26 protein-coding genes and 1 other RNA gene are annotated in these 24,018 nt (G+C 31.3%); 25 read left to right on the top strand and 2 right to left on the bottom strand.

Annotation, left to right across the window (positions count from 1 at the left end; translation table 11 throughout):
• Positions 1-2 precede the first annotated feature (2 nt).
• The 14 genes from Q3V94_RS05180 to ppdK all read left to right on the top strand — a co-directional run bounded on the left by Q3V94_RS05180 (position 3) and on the right by ppdK (position 12,471).
• On the top strand, positions 3-446 hold the full coding sequence (locus Q3V94_RS05180; RefSeq protein ID WP_303525730.1) for a GatB/YqeY domain-containing protein: 444 nt from the start codon (positions 3-5) through the stop codon (positions 444-446).
• 109 nt (positions 447-555) lie between these two features.
• A complete protein-coding gene (gene yqfC, locus Q3V94_RS05175) occupies positions 556-819 on the top strand; it encodes a sporulation protein YqfC (protein WP_303525727.1) in 264 nt (87 codons plus the stop codon).
• 15 nt (positions 820-834) lie between these two features.
• Entirely contained in the window at positions 835-1,995 is a 1,161-nt protein-coding gene (gene yqfD, locus Q3V94_RS05170) for a sporulation protein YqfD (protein WP_303525724.1), read from the top strand.
• 48 nt (positions 1,996-2,043) lie between these two features.
• Positions 2,044-2,970 (top strand): PhoH family protein, encoded by a 927-nt coding sequence (locus Q3V94_RS05165; RefSeq protein ID WP_303525952.1) that lies wholly within the window; start codon positions 2,044-2,046, stop codon positions 2,968-2,970.
• A 4-nt stretch (positions 2,971-2,974) separates the two neighbouring features.
• Positions 2,975-3,871: a hypothetical protein gene (locus Q3V94_RS05160; RefSeq protein ID WP_303525722.1), complete on the top strand. Its 897-nt coding sequence runs from the start codon at positions 2,975-2,977 to the stop codon at positions 3,869-3,871.
• Between the two features lie 17 nt (positions 3,872-3,888).
• Positions 3,889-5,052: an HD family phosphohydrolase gene (locus tag Q3V94_RS05155; RefSeq protein WP_303525720.1), complete on the top strand. Its 1,164-nt coding sequence runs from the start codon at positions 3,889-3,891 to the stop codon at positions 5,050-5,052.
• A complete protein-coding gene (gene ybeY, locus Q3V94_RS05150; RefSeq protein ID WP_303525718.1) occupies positions 5,024-5,509 on the top strand; it encodes an rRNA maturation RNase YbeY in 486 nt (161 codons plus the stop codon). Before Q3V94_RS05155 ends, ybeY begins: the two co-directional genes overlap by 29 nt.
• 11 nt (positions 5,510-5,520) lie before the next feature.
• Positions 5,521-6,216 carry a diacylglycerol kinase gene (locus Q3V94_RS05145; protein ID WP_008907872.1) on the top strand — a complete coding sequence of 232 codons (696 nt, stop codon included), beginning with the start codon at positions 5,521-5,523 and terminating at the stop codon, positions 6,214-6,216.
• 116 nt (positions 6,217-6,332) lie between these two features.
• Positions 6,333-6,734, top strand: a complete 402-nt coding sequence (gene cdd, locus Q3V94_RS05140) for a cytidine deaminase (protein WP_008907873.1) — start codon at positions 6,333-6,335, stop codon at positions 6,732-6,734.
• Positions 6,735-7,625: a GTPase Era gene (gene era / locus Q3V94_RS05135; RefSeq protein WP_303525714.1), complete on the top strand. Its 891-nt coding sequence runs from the start codon at positions 6,735-6,737 to the stop codon at positions 7,623-7,625.
• A 21-nt stretch (positions 7,626-7,646) separates the two neighbouring features.
• Positions 7,647-8,393, top strand: coding sequence for a DNA repair protein RecO (gene recO, locus Q3V94_RS05130; protein ID WP_274767849.1), 747 nt, complete (start codon positions 7,647-7,649; stop codon positions 8,391-8,393).
• Positions 8,394-8,398: 5 nt separating this feature from the next.
• On the top strand, positions 8,399-8,920 hold the full coding sequence (locus Q3V94_RS05125; RefSeq protein WP_303525711.1) for a DUF4342 domain-containing protein: 522 nt from the start codon (positions 8,399-8,401) through the stop codon (positions 8,918-8,920).
• 199 nt (positions 8,921-9,119) lie between these two features.
• Complete coding sequence (locus Q3V94_RS05120) at positions 9,120-9,752, top strand: helix-turn-helix transcriptional regulator (protein WP_202801036.1); 633 nt, start codon at positions 9,120-9,122, stop codon at positions 9,750-9,752.
• A gap of 85 nt (positions 9,753-9,837) precedes the next feature.
• Positions 9,838-12,471, top strand: a complete 2,634-nt coding sequence (ppdK, locus tag Q3V94_RS05115) for a pyruvate, phosphate dikinase (RefSeq protein ID WP_303525709.1) — start codon at positions 9,838-9,840, stop codon at positions 12,469-12,471.
• Between the two features lie 19 nt (positions 12,472-12,490).
• Here ppdK and Q3V94_RS05110 read toward each other — a convergent pair whose 3' ends face one another.
• On the bottom strand, positions 12,491-13,561 hold the full coding sequence (locus tag Q3V94_RS05110) for a CotS family spore coat protein (RefSeq protein ID WP_303525707.1): 1,071 nt from the start codon (positions 13,559-13,561) through the stop codon (positions 12,491-12,493).
• A gap of 240 nt (positions 13,562-13,801) precedes the next feature.
• On the opposite strand from Q3V94_RS05110, the gene Q3V94_RS05105 reads away from it, so the two are divergent.
• The 9 genes from Q3V94_RS05105 to Q3V94_RS05065 all read left to right on the top strand — a co-directional run bounded on the left by Q3V94_RS05105 (position 13,802) and on the right by Q3V94_RS05065 (position 22,302).
• Positions 13,802-14,806: a deoxyguanosinetriphosphate triphosphohydrolase gene (locus Q3V94_RS05105; protein ID WP_303525705.1), complete on the top strand. Its 1,005-nt coding sequence runs from the start codon at positions 13,802-13,804 to the stop codon at positions 14,804-14,806.
• Between the two features lie 129 nt (positions 14,807-14,935).
• Positions 14,936-16,702, top strand: coding sequence for a DNA primase (gene dnaG, locus Q3V94_RS05100; protein WP_303525702.1), 1,767 nt, complete (start codon positions 14,936-14,938; stop codon positions 16,700-16,702).
• 22 nt (positions 16,703-16,724) lie between these two features.
• The gene (gene rpoD / locus Q3V94_RS05095; protein WP_008908400.1) at positions 16,725-17,819 is read left to right on the top strand and encodes an RNA polymerase sigma factor RpoD; all 1,095 of its coding nucleotides are present in this window, start codon (positions 16,725-16,727) and stop codon (positions 17,817-17,819) included.
• Between the two features lie 49 nt (positions 17,820-17,868).
• A complete protein-coding gene (locus Q3V94_RS05090) occupies positions 17,869-18,603 on the top strand; it encodes an HAD family hydrolase (RefSeq protein ID WP_303525698.1) in 735 nt (244 codons plus the stop codon).
• A gap of 13 nt (positions 18,604-18,616) precedes the next feature.
• Positions 18,617-19,294: a class I SAM-dependent methyltransferase gene (locus tag Q3V94_RS05085; RefSeq protein ID WP_303525695.1), complete on the top strand. Its 678-nt coding sequence runs from the start codon at positions 18,617-18,619 to the stop codon at positions 19,292-19,294.
• A complete protein-coding gene (locus Q3V94_RS05080) occupies positions 19,285-20,385 on the top strand; it encodes a Nif3-like dinuclear metal center hexameric protein (RefSeq protein WP_303525692.1) in 1,101 nt (366 codons plus the stop codon). The genes Q3V94_RS05085 and Q3V94_RS05080 overlap by 10 nt, the downstream gene beginning before the upstream one ends.
• 98 nt (positions 20,386-20,483) lie before the next feature.
• An RNA gene (rnpB, locus tag Q3V94_RS05075) (RNase P RNA component class A) lies at positions 20,484-20,856 on the top strand.
• A 130-nt stretch (positions 20,857-20,986) separates the two neighbouring features.
• A complete protein-coding gene (locus Q3V94_RS05070) occupies positions 20,987-21,691 on the top strand; it encodes a pseudouridine synthase (protein WP_274767834.1) in 705 nt (234 codons plus the stop codon).
• A 14-nt stretch (positions 21,692-21,705) separates the two neighbouring features.
• On the top strand, positions 21,706-22,302 hold the full coding sequence (locus Q3V94_RS05065) for a class I SAM-dependent methyltransferase (RefSeq protein WP_303525688.1): 597 nt from the start codon (positions 21,706-21,708) through the stop codon (positions 22,300-22,302).
• Here the strand turns inward: Q3V94_RS05065 and Q3V94_RS05060 are convergent.
• The gene (locus Q3V94_RS05060; protein ID WP_303525686.1) at positions 22,250-22,903 is read right to left on the bottom strand and encodes a hypothetical protein; all 654 of its coding nucleotides are present in this window, start codon (positions 22,901-22,903) and stop codon (positions 22,250-22,252) included. The two genes, Q3V94_RS05065 and Q3V94_RS05060, sit on opposite strands and share 53 nt — an antisense overlap.
• A 57-nt stretch (positions 22,904-22,960) precedes the next feature.
• On the opposite strand from Q3V94_RS05060, the gene surE reads away from it, so the two are divergent.
• On the top strand, positions 22,961-23,725 hold the full coding sequence (gene surE / locus Q3V94_RS05055) for a 5'/3'-nucleotidase SurE (protein ID WP_303525684.1): 765 nt from the start codon (positions 22,961-22,963) through the stop codon (positions 23,723-23,725).
• Positions 23,722-23,913, top strand: coding sequence for a YpmA family protein (locus tag Q3V94_RS05050; RefSeq protein WP_008908588.1), 192 nt, complete (start codon positions 23,722-23,724; stop codon positions 23,911-23,913). Before surE ends, Q3V94_RS05050 begins: the two co-directional genes overlap by 4 nt.
• Positions 23,914-24,018: the final 105 nt, after the last annotated feature.

Raw genomic sequence — 24,018 nt, 5'->3', positions numbered from 1 at the left:
ATATGTCACTCAAAGAAAGGATCCAAGAGGATTGGAAAAATGCGATGAAGGCCAAGGATAGCTTTAGAGCAAGCGTCCTTAATATGGCTAAGGCTGCTATATTATATGATGAAAAAACTAATGGTAAAATCCTTGATGATGAAGAAGTTATTGCTGTGTTATCAAGGGAAGTAAAAAGAAGAAAAGAGTCCCTTGAAGAATTTGAAAAGGGGAACAGGCAAGATCTTGTTGAACAAGTTAATAAGGAAATAGAGATTTTGCTTGAATACCTTCCTCAGCAGCTTACTGAAGATGAGATTGCTGAAATTATAAGAAGTGCTGTTGATGAGGTGGGAGCAAATAGCATAAAGGACATGGGAAAAGTCATGGCCATTGTTGCTCCAAAGGTTAAGGGTAGGGCAGATGGCAAGATGGTTAGTGAAATGGTAAAAAAGTTTTTACAGTGAAATAATGACCCGCAAATTGCGGGTCTTTTAGTTTTTTGAAAAATAAATAATCAAATATTGATTATTTTATTCATAAAATTTAATGGGATGAATTTTAAGGGGAGAGTATATGGATATAAAACAAAGATTTTCTGATGCACTTGATATTCCAGAAGAAATAGTTTTAGATGTTCCAGTAATAAAGATAGTAAGTAATAATAAAATTATCATAGAAAATCATAAAGGTATAATTGAATACAGCAAAACAATTGTAAGAATTAATTCAAAGATAGGGACTGTAGCACTAAAAGGAGAGGATTTTGTTATAAAATATATCACACAAGATGAGATAATTTTGGAGGGGGAAATTGAAGTAATAGAATTTATTAAGTGATGAGGGGCTGGGCCTATGGATAAAAATTATATAACTGTTGATGTGGAAGGATTGAATCCAGAAAAATTTATAAATCTAGCGGTAATAAATGGATTAACCTTGTGGGATATAGAAAGGCTTAGCATAACTAATATGAGATTTAATATGAAAGAAAAGGATTTTAAACAAATAAGGCATATAGCAAAAAAGACACATTGCAGAGTTAAAATTGCGAGAAAAAATGGGTTTATTTTTTTATTTAGGCGTTTATTTAAGAGAATATTTTTTATAATCGGATTAGTAATCTTTGTTCTACTGATATATATTTTTTCAAACATCATTTGGAATATTGAAATAGTCGGAAATAAAGTAGTAAATGATCAGCTAATTTTAAAATCCTTAAATAAAGCTGGATTAAAGGTAGGGACCTATAAGAAGAATATTAATCTTAGGGATATAGAGAATAGACTTTTAAAGGACATAAAGGAATTATCTATGGTGACGATTAGTTTAGATGGAACAAAAGCTAAAGTAGAGATTGTAGAGAGGACTATGCCTCCAACTATATTAGATTTAGAAAAACCAATGAACATAGTGGCTGCTAAGGATGGGATATTAACAAAAGTTATAGCTTTGAAGGGACAAAAATTAGTAAAAGAAGGTGATTTTGTTAAGAAAGGCCAAATATTGATTTCAGGAGTTATAAAGGATCATCAAAATTTACCAATTGATGTTACAAGAGCCTTAGGGGAAGTTTATGCAAAGACTTGGTATGAGTCAATAAAGGAAGTTCCTTTAAAATACAGATACTTTGAGAGAACTGGCAAATGTGAAAAATTCATATATTTTGTTTTACCTAATAATAAAATTATTAAGTTATGGTCAAATATTAACAAATTTCAATTTTATGATAAAATAATAGAAAAAGAGCAAGTGAAATTGTTAGGATTCAATTCACCGGTTACTAAAGTTACTGAATACTACTATGAAAAAATTGAAAAAATCAAAAATTTATCCTATAATGAGGCCATAGATGTTGCGACAAACCTTGCGGATGAAGAACTTATAAAAATAATGCCAAAGGATATAAAGATTTTGGAAAGAAAATATGATAAAATATTAATGAAGGACAAAGTTAGGATAAGAAAGTTGATTTTAACGGAAGAAAAGATTTCAAAAGAAGAAGAGATAAAATAGATTGGGGGATAGAAATTGCAACAAGAAAATAGAATTGTAATTGACAATATGGAGCATGTAATGAATTTGTTTGGAAAATTTGATGAAAACATTAAGGTTATTGAACAAACTTTTAATGTGAATATTATAAATAGAGGAACCGAGGTAAAGGTTGCAGGATTAGGTAACATAGAACTTGCTACAAAAACCGTTTTAAAACTTTTAGAAATTGCAAAAAGAGGAGAAATTATTAATTTACAGACTGTTAACTATATAATAAGCCTTGTTTTAGAAGATTCACCACAGGATCTTGAAAAAATACTTGAAGATGTCATCATCGTTACGGCCCGTGGAAAATACGTAAAATGTAAAACATTTGGCCAAAAGGAATATATAGAAGCGATTAAAAAGAATGAAATTGTTTTTGGTATCGGGCCGGCAGGAACAGGGAAGACTTATTTAGCAATAGCTATGGCTGTAAAATTTTTAAAAGAAAAAAAGATAGGAAGAATTATATTAACTCGTCCCGCTGTTGAGGCCGGCGAAAGGCTGGGATTTTTACCAGGGGATCTACAGGAAAAGATTAATCCATATTTAAGACCTTTATATGATGCTTTATATGATATTTTAGGAGTAGATACCTTTCAAAAATATATGGAAAATGGAATTATTGAAGTTGCACCCTTAGCTTATATGAGAGGGAGAACTTTAGATGACTGCTTTATAATATTAGATGAAGCACAAAATACAACTCCAGAACAGATGAAGATGTTCTTAACAAGATTTGGTTATGGCTCAAGAATAGTGGTAACCGGAGATTTAACTCAAATAGACTTACCGCCCGAAAAGATGTCCGGATTAAAACAGGTAACACATATTCTAAAGGATATCGATGGGATAGAGTTTGTATATTTTACACATAAAGATGTGGTAAGACATAGATTGGTAACAGAAATAATTAAAGCCTATGATAAATACGATAGTGGAAAAAGGTGATTACATGAATCCTTTTAATATACAAAAGATACTTAAGGATGAACGTTTCTTAAGATTTAGTGTGCTTTTAGGAACTTTTATTATTCTGTTTGCCTTAAGCGTAAACAGTGTAATACCTCAAAAATATGATTTAAAAGAAGGACAGGTATCGCCTGCCGATATAAAGTCACCACGAGATTTTATCGATGAAATTGCCACTAAAGAAAAAATTCAAACGGCAATTGCAAATATTCCATTACAATATTCTAAAAATAATGATCTTCAAAGGGATGCAATCAATAAAGCTAAGCAATTTTTTGATTTAATAAAAGACATGAAAGTTAGAGATGAATCTGAGGAAAATAAAGTTGACTATATTAAGGCAAATTTAAATTTAAAGGTTGATGATGAAATAATATTATATTTTTTGAATCTTGATAGTTCTAAACTTGATGAAGCTTCTACTTTATTAACTAAAGGATTAAGTGATTTGTTAAATTTAGAAATATTACAAAATGATGATGAATCCTTTAATGATGCTTATGATTACTTAAAAAAAAGGATTTTAGAGTCTAACCTGGACTTTACAACAAAAAATAGTCTTTTGACATTATCAAAAAATTTTATCAGACCTAATATGTTTATTGATGTAAAAAAGACAAATGAATTACAGGAACTTGTGAAAAAACAGGTTGAACCTGTTTATATTAGAAAAAATCAAGTTATTGTTTCAAAGGGCCAAACAGTCACTGCCCAGCATATTATTCTATTAAATAAAGCAGGTGTTTTGAAGAATAATTCTAAATCTGATGTTGCAAATTATATAAGCTTAATTTTAATAATTACTCTTACAGAATTTTTAGTTTTATTTTATCTTTATAAATTTAAAAATAGAGTTTATTTTGATATAAATTTACATTAGTATTTTTAATTTTATGTTTGAATACTGTTCTTATAGCTGCAACTAAAAACATATCTTTATATGTGATCCCTGTGGCTTTTATGCCAATAATATTAACTATGATATTTGATCATGAATTAGCCTTTTTTATATTTTCTATTTCTATTTTAATGTTGGCAATATTAACTAAATTTGTTATAGAAGAATTGTTTATATATTTAATAGGTGGTTTGCTTGGGGTAATTTTTGTTCATAATCTACATGATAGAAGTAATGTGATGTTCGGTGGAGTGCTTATTGGTTTTTTAAATTCACTTATCATTTTGTCGTTAGGATTGATTTTAGGAAAAGAATTTACACAAGTTTTTATTAATATGTCTTATACAATTGCTGGTGGAATTTTCTCATCGGTATTAGCTATTGGTATTATGCCTATATTTGAACAAATTTTTGATGTAGTAACTCCAATAAAGCTTATGGAACTTTCTAACCCTAATCAGCCTCTCCTTAAAAAAGTTTTGTTTGAGGCACCGGGTACATACCATCATAGTATTTTGGTTGGAAATCTTGCAGAAGCAGCGGCAGAAAAGATTGGGGCAAATTCCCTTCTTGCAAGAGTAGGAGCATATTATCATGATATTGGTAAAATAAAAAGACCATATTTTTTTAAAGAAAATCAAATTACTAATGACAATCCTCATGATAACTTAACTCCGAAATTAAGTGCAATGATAATATCCTCCCATGTTAAGGACGGGATAGAACTTGCAGAACAATATAAATTACCAAATATAATAAAACAAATAATTGAAGAACATCATGGAACTACTTTAATAAAATATTTTTACGCTGTCGCTAAAAAAAATGGGGAAGATATAGATGCAGAATCCTTTAGATATTCAGGTCCAAAACCGAGATTAAAGGAATCAGCTATAGTTATGCTGGCAGATTGTGTAGAAGCTGCAGTAAGATCATTGGGGAACGTGACATTAAAGGATATACAGGAAACGGTGGAAAAAATAATAGAAGAAAAAATTAATGATGGACAATTAGATGAGAGCAGTTTAACTCTTAAGGATATTATGAATATAAAAATTAGCTTTATAAATGTTCTACAAGGGATATTTCATAACAGAATAGAATATCCGGAAATTACAGAAGAAGGTGAAGAAAATGGTGTTTATAGAGAACAATCAAAGTAAGATAGAGGTTACAAATGAATTAAGGGAATTGATTGAGGTTGTTATTGACAAAGCTTTGAAATATGAAGGGATTCAATTTAATTATGATGTAAATGTTTATTTGGTGGATAATGAGGCAATAAAAGAAATAAATAAAGAATATAGAAAAATTGATAAAGAAACAGATGTTCTATCTTTCCCAATGATTGATTTTAGAGAAAGAGGGAGTTATGAAGTTTTTGAGGAGGATTTTGATCCAGAAACAAATAATGTGCTCCTTGGCGAAATAGTCTTGTCCCTTGAAAAAGCCTTCGAACAGTCTAAGGAATACGAACATCCTTTTATTAGAGAAGTTGCCTTTTTAATTGTGCATAGTGTTTTACATCTTTTGGGATATGATCATGAAGTTGAAGATGAAAGAAAAGCTATGAGGCAAAAGGAAGAAGAAATTCTACATTCCCTTGGTATTACTAGATAAGGGTGAATTTTATGAAGATGAAGAAGATTACCGAAAGCTTTAATCATGCTATAGAAGGTGTAATTTTTGCTATAAAGACACAAAGAAATATGAGAATCCACTTTGCTATAGCGACATTAGTTTTATTAGCAAGTCTTTTTTTTGATTTAAGCAAGTTTGAAATTCTTCTATTGTTTTTTACGATTACTCTAGTTATTGTGCTGGAGATGATTAATACAGCAATAGAAGTAACAATTGATTTGAATGCAAACTATTATCATCCATTAGCTAAGATTGCAAAAAATGTAGCTGCTGGAGCGGTTTTGATTTCAGCCTTAACCTCTGTTTTGGTTGGTTATTTATTGTTTTTTGATAAGCTGAAGTTAGTTACTAACACCGTTATCTTTAAAATTAAACAATCTGACCCTACTGTAGTCTTTATTTGTTTAATATTGATAACTATAATAACAGTAGTGATAAAGGCATTTTATGGGAGAGGAACTCCACTTAAGGGCGGTATGCCAAGCGGGCATTCAGCTGTTGCCTTTGGAGTTGCTACTGCAATTTCATTGTTAACGCAGGATACTTTAATAATAACATTAGCTTTTTTTCTTGCCTTTGTTGTAGCACAAAGTAGAGTTGAAGGAAAAATACACTCCATTTATGAGGTAACAGTTGGAGCTATCATAGGAACTTTGGTTGCTATAATTATTTTTAAACTCCTTTAATGGGCACCGAATTGGTGCCTAAAATTATTTCTTTACAATAACAAAATTAGTGATATAATTTGTATTACCGAAATTGCATAAAATATCATTAGAAATAATTTGTAGGAGGAATATAAATGGAATATAAAGAACTAGTAGAAATAGCAAATAAGTCTAAGGAAAATGCTTATGTTCCATATTCAAATTTTCGTGTTGGAGCAGCGCTCTTGACTGAAGAAGGAAAGATTTTTACTGGATGCAATATAGAAAATGCTTCATATGGTGGCACAGTTTGTGCAGAAAGAACTGCTTTATTTAAGGCGATTTCAGAAGGCTATAACAAGTTTAGAGCCATTGCTATAACAAGCGATAGTCCTAATTTAACATTTCCATGTGGAATCTGTAGGCAGGTTATGTCGGAATTTGGACTAGATATTGATGTTATAGTATCAAATAATAAAGGAGAGTATAAGGTGTTTAAGTTAAATGAGTTATTGCCCTATGCCTTTTCCTCGGATGATATGGAAGGAGGTATGTAAATGAGCCAATTTAGATCTGGCTTTGTTACTATTATAGGAAGACCTAACGTTGGCAAGTCTACTTTGTTAAATCATTATTTAGGCGAAAAAATTTCAATAATTTCTAACAAACCTCAAACAACAAGAAATAAGATTCAGGCGATAATGACAAGGGATAATTATCAAATTATATTTTTGGATACGCCAGGAATACACAAACCTAGAACAAGGCTTGGGGAATATATGGTTAAGGTAGCAAAGGAAACATTGAATGAGGTTGATATTGTTCTTTTTTTGATCAACCCATCCGAAAAGCCTAATGAAGGAGATTTACATATAATAAACCAATTAAGCACAGTTAAAACTCCAATAATTTTAGTGATTAATAAAGTTGATACAGTATCAAAGGAAATATTGGCAAAAACTATAGATACTTATTCAAAATTATATGATTTTAAGGAAATAGTTCCAATATCTGCATTAAAGGGTGATAACACCGATAGACTATTAAATATAATAGTTTCATTATTACCTGAAGGACCTCAGTATTTCCCAGCTGATATGATAACGGATCAGCCAGAAAAATTTATTGTATCTGAAATAATAAGGGAAAAATTATTGCATAATTTAAAGGAAGAAGTACCTCACGGCACTGCGGTTGAAGTTGTATCAATGAAGGCTGATGATGAAAAGGGTATCGTTAATATTAATGCAACTATCTATTGCGAAAAAGAGACTCACAAGGCTATAATAATCGGGAGAAATGGACAAATGCTAAAAAAAGTAGGAACAAGTGCCCGCGTAGAAATAGAAAGACTTTTGGGAAGTAAAGTTTTCCTTGAGCTATGGGTAAAGGTTAAGAAGGATTGGAGAGACAGTCCATCGGTTTTAAAAACTTTAGGATATCAATAGATTTATTAGGGGGTGATGATTTTGTCGTTAATAAACCTACAAGGAGTTGTCTTGAAGGAAATGCCTCTTGCTGAAACCGACAAGATCATCACCATATTTACAGACAAATTAGGGAAAATCGATGTAGTTGCCCATGGAGCAAGGAGACCTAAAAGTCCAATTGCATCCTCCACATTGCCTTTTTGCTATAGTAGATATTTAGTTTATAAAGGTAAGAATTTATATACTTTAAATCAAAGTAGTATAATCGAGTCTTTTCAAAGAATTATAATGGATTTGGATAGGTTAGCCTATGGAAGTTATATGTTGGAACTAATTGATGTTTTAAATGAAAGGGAAGTAAAAAATGTTTTTATGTTAGGATTGTTATTAAAATCTCTTTACATGCTTTATAATGAAGATATAAATTTAGATTTGCTAAAACTTACGTTTGAATATAAAGTTTTAAGTTTTGCGGGATATCAGCCAATAGTAAGCCAATGCATTAAATGTAGATCAAAAACAAATTTAAGATACTTTAATATTACAGAGGGAGGCTTATTGTGCAGTAATTGTGCAGTTAAATCAGTAGAAAATATTTTATTAAGTGATAATGAGGTTAAATTTTTAAAACAAATTAGAAACATAAAAATAGAGGAATTGAGGAATATTAAATATGATAGTATTATATTAGAAAAATTTATTGAGATTATGGAGGACTATTTTAAACATCATATTGATAGGGAAATTAAATCTTTAAATTTAATAAAAGATTTGAAAGGGAGATGAGCTAAATGGAAGAGATAACTCTTGAAAAAATAGACATTTTAAGGCAAAGGACAGGTATAGGATATGCTGAGGCAAAGGAAATTCTTGAAAAACACAATGGTAATGTGATCGATTCTTTGATTTATATTGAGCAGAATCAGAAAAAATTAGGGGCACAAATTTCAGAATTTAGCAACGATTTAGTGGAGACTATAAGGGAAATTATAAGAAAAGGAAATGTTAACAGGATAAAAGTGAAAAAAGACGATAGAGTGTTAATCGATATCCCTGTTACTGCTGGGATAGCTGCAGGTGCAGTAAGTTTATTTAATCCATTATTGATAGCAGTTGGAGCAATAACAGCTGTAGTATCCAAAATAAAAATAGAAATAGAAAGACCAGATGGAAGGGTAGAAGTCGTTGAAGATATAGTTAAAGAAAAAGTTGAGGAGGTAAAGGAAAATATAAAGGATACTGTTGATGATTTTAAAAACACATTTAATGAAAAATTCAAAAATGATGAAGAAAGTAAAGATGAAAATGAATAAGCCGATAGGCTTATTCATTAAATTTTGATTAAAAATATTGAAAATATTTGTCTAATGTAATAAAATATTTATGAATTGATAATACTTTCTATTAGAATTATTTGGATAATTGTAAAGATAATAGAATATTTACTATTGTCTTGATTCCTCTGTCAATATATAATATTAATAAATAAAACTTTGCACAGAGGTGATTTTTATAAAACTTACAAAACGTCAAGAAGAAATTATAGAAATAGTAAAAAAAAATCAGCCCATAACAAGCGAACAAATTGCTGAGAAACTCAACTTAACAAGAGCGGCCTTAAGGCCTGATTTAGCAATCTTAACTATGACGGGAATTTTAGAGGCGCGCCCTAAAGTAGGTTACGTTTATTCAAAGAAAGGCCAAAATACATTAAAGTATAAATCAATTAAGGAAATAACAGTTGGAGAAATAAAATCCAAACCTACGGTAGTTTCAGAGGATATGTCGATTTATGATTCAATAATTCAGCTTTTTATTAATGATACAGGGACTTTATTTGTAGAGAATAAGGGATATTTAACTGGTGCTGTTTCAAGAAAGGATTTTTTAAAAATTACCCTTGGTAATACAGATATACACAAAGTTCCTGTAGGTATAATTATGACAAGAATGCCTAATATTATAACAATAACTGATAATGAAAGTGCATATGAAGCTGCAAGAAGAATTATTGAACATGAAATCGACAGCCTACCAGTTGTTGAAAAGGTAAAAACTGAAGATGGTAAAGAAATGTATAAAATAACTGGTAAAGTCTCTAAAACTACCATTACAAGGCTTTTTGTAGAACTTGGTAAGGAATAGCTTGAGGTTTGGATTGTTATTTTATACATATCTGGGACATAACTTGTCCCTATGGTGACAAAATTTGTATTAGGAGGTAGGAGGAATGGAAAAGAAAAAATACGTTTACCTATTTCATGAAGGTAACGCTAGTATGAAAAATCTTTTAGGTGGAAAAGGTGCTAATCTTGCAGAAATGACAAACATAGGACTTCCTGTTCCACCAGGTTTTACTGTGACAACAGAAGCCTGCACAAGATACTATGAAGATGGTCAAAAAATAGCAGATGAAATAGTAGAAGAAATTTTTGAAACACTACATAAGCTTGAAAATATTACAGGAAAGAAATTTGGCGATCCATCAAATCCATTACTTGTTTCAGTAAGATCAGGTGCTAGAGCTTCAATGCCAGGTATGATGGACACAATACTTAATCTTGGATTAAACGATGAAACTGTAGAAGGTATTGCAAAGTTAACAAACAACGAAAGATTTGCATACGACAGCTACAGAAGATTTATAACAATGTTCAGCGATGTTGTTATGCAAATCGATAAGAATAAATTCGAACATATATTAGACCAAGTAAAAGAAGAAAACGGTGCAAAGTTTGATACAGATTTAACTGCTGAAAATTTAAAGGAAGTTGTAAGAAGATTTAAAGAATTATATAGAAATGAAAAGGGCGAAGATTTCCCACAGGATCCTAAAATGCAACTTTTAGAAGCTGTAAAGGCAGTTTTCAGATCATGGAATAATCCAAGAGCTATTGTTTATAGAAGACTTAACGACATTCCAAGCGATTGGGGAACAGCAGTTAACGTTCAAACAATGGTATTTGGTAATATGGGTGAAACTTCAGGAACTGGTGTTGCATTTACAAGAAACCCAGCAACAGGTGAAAACAAGATATTTGGTGAATTCTTATTAAATGCTCAAGGTGAAGACGTTGTTGCAGGTATTAGAACACCACAAAGCATAGATCAATTAAAGGAATTAATGCCAGAAGTATATGCAGAATTCGAAAGAATTGCACATCTTCTTGAAAAACATTATAAAGACATGCAAGATATGGAATTTACAATTGAACAAGGAAAACTTTACTTCCTACAAACAAGAAATGGAAAGAGAACAGCTCAAGCTGCATTGAAGATTGCTGTTGACCTTGTTGAAGAAGGTTTAATAACAAAAGAAGAAGCAATGCTTAAGGTTGACGCAAAGCAATTAGATCAATTACTTCACCCAATGTTTGATCAAGCTGAACTTAAAGCAGCAAAGCCAATTGCAAAGGGACTTCCAGCTTCACCTGGAGCTGCTTGCGGTAAGGTATATTTCACAGCTGAAGAAGCAAAGGAAGCTGCAGCAAAGGGTGAAAAGGTTGTTCTTGTAAGAATTGAAACTTCACCAGAAGATATCGAAGGAATGGTAGCTGCTGAAGGTATCTTAACTGCAAGAGGTGGTATGACATCCCATGCTGCGGTTGTTGCTAGAGGAATGGGTAAATGCTGCGTAGCTGGTTGCGGAGACATCAAGATTAACGAAGAAGGCAAGTATTTCACAGTTGGAGATTTAAGAATAAACGAAGGCGACTACATTTCAATAGATGGTAGCACAGGAAATGTATATGGACAAAAGATTAAGACTGTTGAGCCACAAATTACAGGATACTTTGAAACATTCATGAAGTGGGCTGATGAAATAAGAACACTAAAGGTTAGAACAAATGCTGATACTCCAAGGGATGCAGCTCAAGCAGTTAAGTTTGGAGCTGAGGGTATAGGTCTTTGCAGAACTGAACACATGTTCTTTGAAGAAGATAGAATCCCAGCAGTTAGAGAAATGATTGTTGCAAAGAGTGAAGAACAAAGAAGAAAGGCCCTTGATAAGCTCTTACCAATGCAAAGAGAAGACTTCATTGGAATTTATGAAGCGATGGAAGGAAGACCTGTTACAATAAGACTTCTTGATCCACCATTACATGAATTCTTACCACATGAAGATGAAGACATTAAAGCCCTTGCAGAAAATATGGGAATAACTTTTGAAGAGTTAAAGGCAACAGTTGAAAGCTTAAAGGAATTCAACCCAATGCTAGGCCACAGAGGATGTAGACTTGCTGTAACTTATCCAGAAATTGCAGAAATGCAAACAAGAGCTATAATCGAAGCAGCTATTGATGTAAAGAGAAGAAAAGGCTGGGATATAGTTCCAGAAATAATGATACCACTTGTAGGTGAACTTAAGGAATTAAAATATGTAAAGGATGTTATAGTAAAGACTGCTAATGAAATAATCGAAAGAGAAGGAGTAAAGCTTGAATACAAGGTTGGAACAATGATTGAAATTCCAAGAGCAGCATTAACTGCAGATGAAATTGCAAAAGAAGCTGAATTCTTCTCCTTCGGAACTAATGACTTAACTCAGATGACATTCGGATTCTCAAGAGATGACGCTGGTAAGTTCTTGAATGACTACTATGATAAGAAGATATTTGAATTCGATCCATTTGCTAAACTTGATACAACTGGCGTTGGTAAGCTTGTAAAGATGGCTGCTGAACTTGGAAGAGGAACAAGAAAGGATCTAAAGCTCGGTATATGCGGTGAGCACGGTGGTGATCCATCATCAATTGAATTCTGCCATAATATAGGACTTGACTACGTATCATGCTCACCATTTAGAGTTCCGATTGCAAGACTCGCTGCAGCACAAGCACAAGTTAAAAATCCAAGAAGATAAAAATTTTAGGGGGTTTTACTTACCCCCTAAAATTTTTTTCTATAAATTCTTCTACTTTTAAAGAAAACTCCTGATGGTTTTGTCTGTATTTGACAACTGATTTTAATTCATCAATGTATTGTCCTTTATTGCAATATTTAATATTTTTATAATAATCCTTTGAAACCTTCCAAAGTTTTTTGGGGAATAAAAGGAATGCATAAATAGCTATCATTTCATTTTTATTTAATTTTCTTACATTTTGATAATTATTTATTGCAGTTTCAAAAATACTAAAATCCCAGGCAGTTTTTTTTCGCTTTAATATTCTGTGCAAAAAGCTGCTTATATCATGAACAGGACAATCAATGCGAGTTTTATCAAAATCAATTACATAAACTTTATCATCGGGAGTAAAAATTAAGTTTTTGTTTACATAGTCAAGATGACATATAGCTCCATTGCTGATTTCATCACCTAAATTATTGAAATCAAGGCTAGACAAAATATAAAGACTTTCCCTTGCGCAATTTAAATAGTAATCAAAACTATCCAAAAAAATTTTGGAAAATTTGTCCTTAATCTTATATGCAAGATTTGCACATTCTATTAACTGTTTAAAATGCTTATTGTAGCTTTTAAAATAGTCTTTATCGTTGATTAAAAGCTTGCTTCCCTCTATAGGGAAAAAACCCTTAGAGGACTTATGGAGTTTAGCAAGATTTTCAGATATTTTTTTTATGTCATCAATATTATCATAATCACATTTTCGGCCATCTATCCAATCGGTTAAAATAAATAGGTTACCTTGGTAATTAACATATTTTAATCCCTTTTTGGTTGATATAAATCTTGGGGCTAAGATGCCCTTTATGTTTAACCATTCAATAACTGAATATATGAAAAGGAGTGTTTTCTCATCATAATAAACCTTTTTCAAGCATTTGTCACCTTTATTTGTAGCTATTTTATATACAGCTCGTTCTTTGTCAGTTTCTTTTATTTTTATGTTTTCTATTGAATAAACTTCAATGTTGTAATTAGATAATATTTTATTTATTATTATATCCTTTTCATAAATCGCTCTTTCAACAGAGCTAATATTTTCCATACTATCACCATTTTAATATTTCAATTGAATTATATGAAATGACAAGAGGGATTATGTTAATTAGAAGTGCTTTTTTGAATAAAAACAGGATAAAATTGACATAATGAATAATACTGAGAATTTTAAAGTAATTTAAAGAAATATCTAAAAAAAATGATTTAATTTTTATATATTTAAAAGAAGGTTTCTTGACAAATATGTAGAATATATATAATAAAAAATATTTGTGTAGGTGATACTATGAATTTGAGGGAACAATATGAGCAGCTGGAAGAGAAAATATTATCACCATTAGCTACTTTAAGTAAAAATACTAAAGGAAGAATAAAAAAAGAAGAAAAGTGTAAAGTTAGAACTGATTTTCAAAGAGATAGAGATAGAATTATACATTCTAAAGCCTTCAGACGCCTTAAGCATAAAACACAGGTTTTTATTGCACCGGAGGGTGACCACTATAGGACTAGATTAACTCATACATTAGAGGTTGCCCAGATTGCCAGAACCATAGCAAGGGCAATCAGATTAAACGAAGACCTGACGGAGGCCATTGCCTTAGGGCATGATCTTGGACATACGCCCTTTGGTCATACGGGGGAGGATGCACTCAATAAAATTTCATCAACAGGCTTTAAACATAATGAACATAGTTTAAGAGTAGTGGACTATCTTGAGAAGGAAAACGGTCTTAATCTTACGCACGAAGTTAGGGATGGAATATTGTGTCATTCAGGAGAACTTATTCCTCAAACAAATGAAGGAAAGGTTGTTAAATTGGCTGACAAGATAGCATATATAAATCATGATATAGATGATGCAGTTAGGGCAGGAATATTAACAGTGGAGGATCTGCCAAAAGAATGCATTAAAGTTTTAGGGAAGGGACATTCAGAAAGAATAAATAAAATGATTACAGCTGTGATTGAACATGCTTTAAAATACGGTGAAATAAAATTAACAGGTGAAGTCGGCGAAGCAACGTGGGAACTTAGACAATTCATGTTTGATAACGTCTATATTGCATCAGAGGCAAAAAAGGAAGAAGATAAGGCAAAAAACCTAATTAAAGAATTGTTTATTCATTATATGGATAATCCAAATTCAATGCCAAAAGAATATTATGACAAAATCGATATCTATGGTTTAGAAAGAACTGTTTTGGACTATGTAGCAGGTATGACTGATAGATATGCTATTCATGAATTTACGAAGATTTTTATCCCTATGCCTTGGCAAATAAAATTTTAAAAAATTTTTTTAACTAGCAGGAATTTTATTTTTTATGTCGAATATTATTTATTTGTGTCAAAGAAAACTATAAAATTAGATATTCATAAGAAGGAATTTTGATGTTCGATGTAGAAAAATAATATTAATATGTCAGGTGATGCTTCTATGCGTATTCCAGAACAAGTAATTGATAATATAATGCAAAAGAATGATATAGTCGATGTTATTTCTGAATATGTAAGCTTAAAAAGGGTTGGAAGAAATTTTATGGGGGTATGCCCCTTTCATAATGATAAAGGACCCTCTTTAAGTGTTTCACCTGACAAACAGCTATTTCATTGTTTTGGCTGTGGAGCCGCAGGTAATGTTGTTGGATTTATAATGAAAATTAGAAACCTCGATTATATTGATGCCATAAGATTTTTAGCTGATAGAGTAAATATAACTCTTGATACTAGCTCAAATAAGGATACTGAAATTGAAAAAATTTATGAAATAAATATTCAGGCTGCGAGGTTCTTTTATAATAATTTAAAACAAAATAGCGAAAAGATTAAATATCTGTTAAATAGAGGACTGGATATAAAGACAATTCAGAAATTTGGTCTTGGATATAGCATAGATTCATATGATGGGCTAATTAATTTTTTTAAGAAAAAAGGATACGATGAAAAATTATTAATTAAGGCAGGACTGGTTTCTCAAAAAGAAAATAGAATATATGATAGATTTAGAAATAGGATAATGTTCCCGGTTTTTGACCATAAGGGGAGAGTAATAGGTTTTGGAGGGAGAGTTCTTGATGATTCAAAGCCAAAGTATTTGAACTCACCTGAAACACCGGTCTTTAAAAAAGGGACTAATTTATATGCATTAAATTTTGTTCTGAAAAAGGGGACTCCAGATGCACTTATCTTAGTTGAAGGCTATATGGATTGTATTAAACTTCACCAACATGGAATAGAAAATACAGTAGCCACCTTAGGAACTGCTCTAACTAAGGAACAGGCAAGGCTTATAAAAAGATATTGCAATACAGTTTATCTTTGTTATGATTCAGATGCAGCTGGTAGGACTGCGACATTGCGAGGAATTGAAGTTCTTCATTCAGAAGGATTAAATGTTAAAATAATAAATATTCCAAGGGGGAAGGACCCAGACGAATTTATAAATACCTTTGGGGTTGGAGAATTTAAAAAGCTAATTGAAAAATCTCTTACTGCAATAGAACATTTGATTTATGCTTCTAAAGAAAATAAAAATCTTGATGACCCCAGAGATAGAAGCAATTTTATAAAAGAAGTTATTGACATATTAAAAATATTAAATAATGAAGTTGAGGTTCATTCCTATGCAGCAAAAATTTATGAACTAACGGGAATAAGTATTCAGGTTATTTTAGACCAATTAAATAAAGTCAAAAATATGAAAACTAATAATTGGAATAACAATTATGGGAATAGAAATAATAATATTGGTGGAAATACTTTCATGGAACCTGGATATAAGAAGGCAGAGAGAAAACTATTGATGTTAATTTTAAAGGATGATGATATAAAGGAATATATTCTACAAAAGGTTAATAGGGAGGATTTTATAACTCCTTCATATAAAAAGGTTGCTACGTTAATTTTGGAAAATGGATTAAAGGAAGTTAATGACATAATAAAACATTTTGAAGAACAAAATGAAATTCAGGATGTGGCTTTAATCTTTGCTGAAGAAGATTTGACTGAAATGGATTTTGAGACAGTAGAAGGACTTATAAGAACTTTAAAAAGGACTAAGATAGAACGACAAATTGAAAATATTAAATTAAAAATAAAAGAAAAAGAAAGATCCAATGATTTTAATGATCTTCTTAACTTGACTAGGCAATTGGAAGAACTGAAGAGGCAATTATCGTTGCTTTAGGTTTTGAAGGGAGGTTGAAATTATGAAAAAGGATAATCAAAAGAACGAAGCTAACAATAAAAGAATGTCTATAGTAAAGCAATTGATTGAAAAGGGTAAAAAGAATGGGGTTTTGACATATAAAGAAATAATGGATTCATTGGAAAATGTTGAATTATCTCCAGAACAAATAGAGAAGGTATATGAAATACTTGAATCTATGGGTATTGAAGTTATCGATGATATGGATGACTTTAACCCAGAACAATTATTAGAGGAAGATCTTGATTTAACTTTACCTGAAGGGATTAGTATCGATGACCCTGTAAGGATGTATTTAAAAGAAATTGGAAAGGTTCCTCTTCTTTCTGCAGAAGAAGAGATTGAGCTTGCAAAAAGAATCGAACAGGGAGATCAAGAGGCAAAGAAAAAACTAGCAGAAGCTAATTTAAGGCTAGTAGTAAGCATTGCAAAAAGGTATGTTGGAAGAGGAATGTTATTCCTTGACTTAATACAGGAGGGAAATCTTGGACTTTTAAAGGCTGTGGAAAAATTTGACTATAGGAAAGGCTATAAGTTTTCTACTTATGCTACCTGGTGGATTAGGCAGGCTATAACAAGGGCAATTGCTGACCAGGCAAGGACAATAAGAATTCCTGTTCATATGGTAGAAACTATAAATAAATTGATAAGAGTAGAAAGACAGCTATTGCAGGAATTAGGTAGAGCACCTTCTCCAGAGGAGGTTGCAAAGGAATTAAATATGGAAGTTGATAAGGTTAGAGAAATAATGAAAATAGCTCAAGAACCTGTATCTCTTGAAACACCAATTGGGGAGGAAGAAGATAGCCATCTTGGCGATTTTATCCCTGATGAGGATGCACCTGCGCCTGCTGAAGCTGCAGCGTATACGATGCTTAGGGAACAACTTATGGATGTTTTAGATACTTTAACTCCAAGGGAAGAAAAGGTATTGAGATTAAGATTTGGTTTAGATGATGGCCGTGCAAGAACATTAGAAGAGGTAGGAAAAGAATTCAAAGTTACACGCGAAAGAATAAGACAAATCGAGGCAAAAGCTCTTAGAAAATTACGACATCCAAGCAGAAGCAAAAAACTAAAGGATTATTTAGATTAGGCTTACATATTGTAAGCCGTAATTTTTTAGTGGTAAACGGAGGGGTATTATGAATACAATATTGTTTGACTTAGATGGAACTTTATTGCCCATGGATATGGATATTTTTGAAAAGGAATATTTTAAAAGACTTTGCTTTAAATTGAAAAATTTTTTGTCTCCTGAGCATACAGTTAAATTTGTTTTAGATGCAACCTTTGATATGATTAGGAACTCAGACTTTAATAGGACTAATAAACAGGTATTTATGGAAAAATTTACAGAATACTCCAAAATAAAATATGAAGTAGTAGAAAGCATTATTGATGATTTTTATAAAAATGAGTATAAAACTATCGGTGAACATTTTAAGCCCCAAGAACACATTGTTAAATCCATTGATATTTTAAAAGAAAAAGGATATGATTTGGTAGTTGCAACAAATGCCATTTTCCCCAAGGAAGCCATAATCGAAAGATTAAGGTGGGCAGGACTTGATGAAAGGGATTTTATATTTATAACATCCTTTGAAGTTATGCACTATTGTAAACCAAATATAAAGTATTATGAAGAAATTTTAGGCATAATAAACAAAAAACCCCAGGAATGCTTAATGGTAGGTAATGATGTTGAGGAGGATTTGATTGCCTCAAAAATTGGAGTAAAGACTTTTTTAATAAAAGATAACATATTAAATAAAAAGAACATAAAATATTTTGCTGACTTTGAAGGTAATTATATGGACTTTTATAATTTCGTTATGGATTTGCCGTATGTAGTGAAGGATAAAGAAAAGGGTGCATAATTGGAGGTGAAACATGATTTTATCTGAAAGATTAAGACATATAGTGGATATGCTTCCCAATTCCGATTGCATAGCCGATATAGGAACAGACCATGGCTATATTCTTGTGCATTGTATTAACAAAGGGCTTTGTAAAAGAGGTATTGCAACAGATATTAATAAAGGTCCCTTAGAAATTGCTATTAAGAATTTTAAAAAATATAGGGTTTTAGATAAGATACAGACCAGGATAGGGGATGGGCTAGAGCCACTTCAAAAAGGAGAGGCGGACACAATCTTAATAGCTGGAATGGGCGGAAACTTAATCGTAAAAATATTAGAGGAAGGCAAAGAAATTGTTAGATCAACGAACATATTAGTCCTACAGCCCATGCAATATCCAGAAATATTAAGGAAATATTTGAATGAAAATGATTTTAGAATAATTGATGAGGATATAGTAAAAGAAGATGAAAAGTTTTATCATATATTAAAGGTATCAAATGGTAGTGAACCTCCTTATGAAAAAGAAGTGTTTTATTATACTGGGAAAATTTTAATTCAAAAGAAACATCCAGTTTTAAGAGAATTTATTAATTATAAAATAAAAAATTTAGAAGAAATTTTAAGATCAGTTCCAAAGGATAATAAAAGATATAATGAATTAAATCAATTATTATTAGAGTTTAAGGAAGTGGGAGAATGGATGTAAGTGCTAAAAATATTATAGACTACTTAGAAAAAATGTTTCCCCCTTCTCTTGCGGAGGATTATGATAATGTTGGTTTGTTAATAGGAGATAAAGATAAAAACATAAACAAAATATTATTTACGTTAGATGTTACAAGGGATACCTTAGATGAAGCCATAAAACTAGGATGTGATATGATAATTTCCCATCATCCTTTAATTTTTACACCTTTAAAAAAAATTAAGACAGATGAATATATTGGCAGTATAATTATAAAGGCAATAAAAAACGATATTAACATATATGCAGTTCATACTAATTTTGATAATGCAGAGAAAGGATTGAATGATTTTTTAGCCAAGCTTTTAGAGTTAGAAGATATCGAGATATTGTCGCCCCATAAGGAAATAAAACTTTTTAAAATTGTTGTTTTTGTTCCTAAGTTCCATGCTGATGTGGTTAGAAATGCAATATTGACTGAAGGAGCAGGTCACATTGGAAATTATAGCTATTGTTCTTTTAATGTAGAGGGGCAAGGAACGTTTATGCCTTTGGAGGGTTCAAATCCCTTTATAGGAGAAAAAAATAAAATAGAATATGTTGAAGAAGTAAGGATAGAAACTATTGTTAAAGAAAAGGACTTAAATAGGGTTATATCATCTATGATAAAAGCTCATCCTTATGAAGAGGTAGCCTATGATGTTTATCCTTTACAAAATTCTTTAAAGCAGGGAACAGGAAGAGTGGGAAATTTAAAAGGAGAAATTAGGTTAAAAGAGTTTATCAATTTAATAAAGCAAAAATTTAATGTTGATAATGTGCGAATAGTAGGTAATTTAGATAAAAAGATTAAAAGGATAGGAATAGTAGGGGGAAGCGGCTCATCCTTTATTAGAGACGCTTTAAATAAAGGATGTGATGTATTAGTAACAGGCGATATAAAGCACCATGATGCTATTATAGCTTCTGAATTAGGTTTAAATATTATAGATGTAGGACATTTTGCAAGTGAATATTTAGCAGTTCCATATTTATTGGATATAATTAAAAAAAGCTTTGATGTTGAATGTATTTTAACGGAAACTAATAAAAATCCATTTGCGGTGTTATAAAAGAAAATTTTACTTGTCTTTGAAAAAAATTATTATGGACAATATAACAAAAAGATGATATTATATAACTTGTGCTTGAAAGTCAAATGAATAATTGTTGAGTAAGCCGGATGGTCGCTGCCGCATTCAGCGGGAGAGGAAAGTCCGAGCTCCATAGGGCAGGGTGCTGGGTAATACCCAGTGGAGGCGACTCCAAGGAAAGTGCAACAGAGATATACCGCCAGATCCAATCCCTTGGATTGGTGAGAGCAGCTTATGCTGCCTGGTAAGGGTGGAAAGGTGAGGTAAGAGCTCACCAGCACACTGGCGACAGTGTGGCTCTGTAAACCCCACCTGGAGCAAGACCGAATAGGGGAGCAAATGCGCTGGCCCGGCGTGCTCCCGGGTAGTGTCGCTTGAGCCTGCTGGCAACAGTAGGCCTAGATAGATGACCATCTAAAACAGAACTCGGCTTACAGGCTTACTCAACTTATGCATCGATTCCACTACGCATATGCGTAGTGGATTTTTATATGCTTTATATTTTAGTCAATATCATTGTTAAATTTTACATAAAATGATATAATTCATAAAAGCAAAAATATAAAATTGAGGTGAAAGGATGGAGAGAATTCAAAAGTATATAGCAAGGTGTGGTGTAACATCGAGGCGAAAGGCTGAGGAGCTAATTAAACAAGGAAAAGTTAAAGTTAATGGTGAATTAATAAAGGATATCATTCTTGTTGATCCTGAAAGGGATATAGTTGAGGTAAATGGAAAAATTATAAAACCTGAAGAGAAAAAAGTTTACATAATGTTAAATAAACCTATTGGATATGTTACAACGGTTAAGGATGAAAAAGGACGAAGGACAGTGTTAGACTTGATTGATGTAAAGGAAAGAATATATCCTGTAGGAAGATTAGATTATGATACTTCAGGGCTTCTTATTTTAACCAACGATGGGGACTTTGCCTATAAACTTATGCACCCTTCGAAGGAGGTAGACAAGGTTTACATAGCAGAGGTTGAGGGAATCCCAACTGAGAAGGAATTAGAAATGTTTAGGAACGGATTAAAAATAGAAGATTATATTACATCAAAGGCAAAAATAGAAATTCTTAAAATAATCGATAAAAATGCACTTGTAAGAATAGTGATACATGAAGGGAAAAATAGGCAAGTTAGAAAAATGTGTGAAAAAATAGGGCATAAGGTGTTAAAACTAAAAAGGGTTCAAATAGGCAAAATAAAATTAGGAAGCTTGGAAGTTGGAAAATGGAGATATTTAAAGAAGGAAGAGATAGAGTGGGTTAAAAGATTATAAAAAGGAGGAAAAGGATGTATAGGATTGTTTTAAAGGCTACCAGAATGGCACAAGATATAGTTAAGAAGGTTATAGATGAAACTGATATTGCTGTAGATGCAACATTAGGAAATGGAAATGATACATTATTTTTGAGTAATCTTCTTCATAGAGGGAAAGTTTATGCTTTTGATATTCAAACTATTGCAATTGAAAAATTTAAAAAAACAATCCATGAAAGAAACATAAAAAATGTTATATTGATTAATGACGGGCATGAAAATATCCTAAATTATGTTATGGAAGCACCAAAAGCTATTATGTTTAATTTAGGATATTTGCCAGGTGGAGACGAAAAAATTATTACAAGACCAGATACAACATTAAAGGCCTTATCAGATTCATTAAAAATTTTAAAACCTGGAGGGGTAATAACTTTAGTTGTATATACAGGACATTTAGGAGGAGCTGAAGAAGGACTTTTAATAGACGAATTTATAAAAAAGTTAGATCCTAAGATTTATTCTGTTATGCAGATTAAATTTGTAAATAGGGATGAAAGGGCTCCATATTTAATTGTTATTGAGAAAAATGACAGTTATAATGAAGATAAACATAATATTCTCTGTTAGTAAAAAATTTAATAACCTTTATTTTAGCAGGTGGGGTTATTTTATAGCCACATTTTAAGCAAATATAATTGCCATTTAAAATATAATCCGTATGCCTTTCGATGTTTAAATTGTTAATATATTTTTGCCAACTATCCCATCCGGTTTTACAAAGCTTAATTCTGTTAGATGGATCAGCTAATACCCAGCGTAATAATTTATGAAAATGAAATGGATACTTTGTATAATTTATATAATCTTGAGGCACACCTAAATTAATGATATATTCTTTGAATGTATCTTCGATTAAAGTTTGAAGAGGATCAGTTATTTTTGAGCTGATTACTGTGTATCCCTTTTCAGATAAATATTTCCTTGCCTTATTGAACATATATCCTCTACATATATTGATTTCTTCATATTTACTTATGTTTAATGCTTTTATTCCATTTTCGATTATTTTTATACAATGATCTTCGAATTTTTTTTCTTTAAAGTATGGTGATTTAAAATATTTAATTGGGATAACTTCATAATAATACTCAAGAGTTGATGTTCTTAAAAGTCCAATGACTGTGCCTCCAACGAGGCTGCCGCTTCCAGCATCGTCGATTTGTATCATAGCTTTACTCCTTTCATGCTTATATATTTAATTTTCCAAAAAAGGAGGGCCTTTATTATGAGAATTTTAATAACCAATGATGATGGAGTCAATGCTAAAGGTATATATTTTCTTACAAAGGAACTTGAAGCCCATCATGAATGCATTGTTGTTGCACCTGATAAACAAAGAAGTGCAGCAGGACATTCAATTACACTACACAGACCTATAACGGTTAAAAAAGTAAAATTAGAAGGAATAAAAAGTATGGTTTATAGCGTTGATGGAAAACCTGCAGACTGTGTAAAGGTTGCAATTGAAAAACTGTTGAATGAAAAGGTTGATTTAATAATATCTGGAATAAATAATGGATATAATTTAGGAACTGATGTGTTATATTCAGGGACAGTATCAGCTGCTGTTGAGGGTGCAATATATAAAATACCTTCAATAGCTGTTTCGGTAGATTTTGATGCTGATGAAGAATATCTAAAAAGGGCAGCAAAAATATCAAAAGAAATTGCAGAAAGATCCTTTAATAACCTTAAGGATGATGTGGTTCTTAATGTTAACATTCCTAAAGATGAAACTAATAAGGGTATTAGGGTATGCATTTTGGGAAATAGAGTATATAAAAATGCCTATATTGAGGAAGATACTGACAATGAATATGAAAGAAGATTCCAACTTGCCGGAACAGTCATGGATAATGATGATGAAAATTCTGACGTTTTTTATATAAAGAAGGGTTATATAACAGTTACACCTTTACATTATGATCTTACTAACTTTAACATTATTGCACAAGTAAATTCATGGCTAACAGAGGAGGGATCTAAATGAAAAAAATTCATGAAGATTTAAATCTAATAGCAATTATGGAATTTAAAAGTTATGATGAAATGTATAAGGTAGTTGACTTTTTGAATAAAAATTTAAAAAAATATGGCTTAATTTTTGGTCTAACAAGCAAAAATGGTAAGGATACGATTTCTATTTATGATGCTGAACCAGATAGTCCAACAGAATAAAGATTTAAAATTAATTTACATTCAAATGAAGGATATGTTGCAAGAAACAAAATAAAATGATAAAATATAATTGTATTTTTAGAAAATTGCAATTAGGTTAATTTA

Origin of the sequence: Caloramator sp. CAR-1 (assembly GCF_030546345.1) — a bacterium.
Lineage (GTDB): Bacteria > Bacillota > Clostridia > Clostridiales > Caloramatoraceae > Caloramator > Caloramator australicus.
Note: the sequence above shows the minus strand (reverse complement) of the source record. Positions and strands in the feature narration are given on the sequence as shown.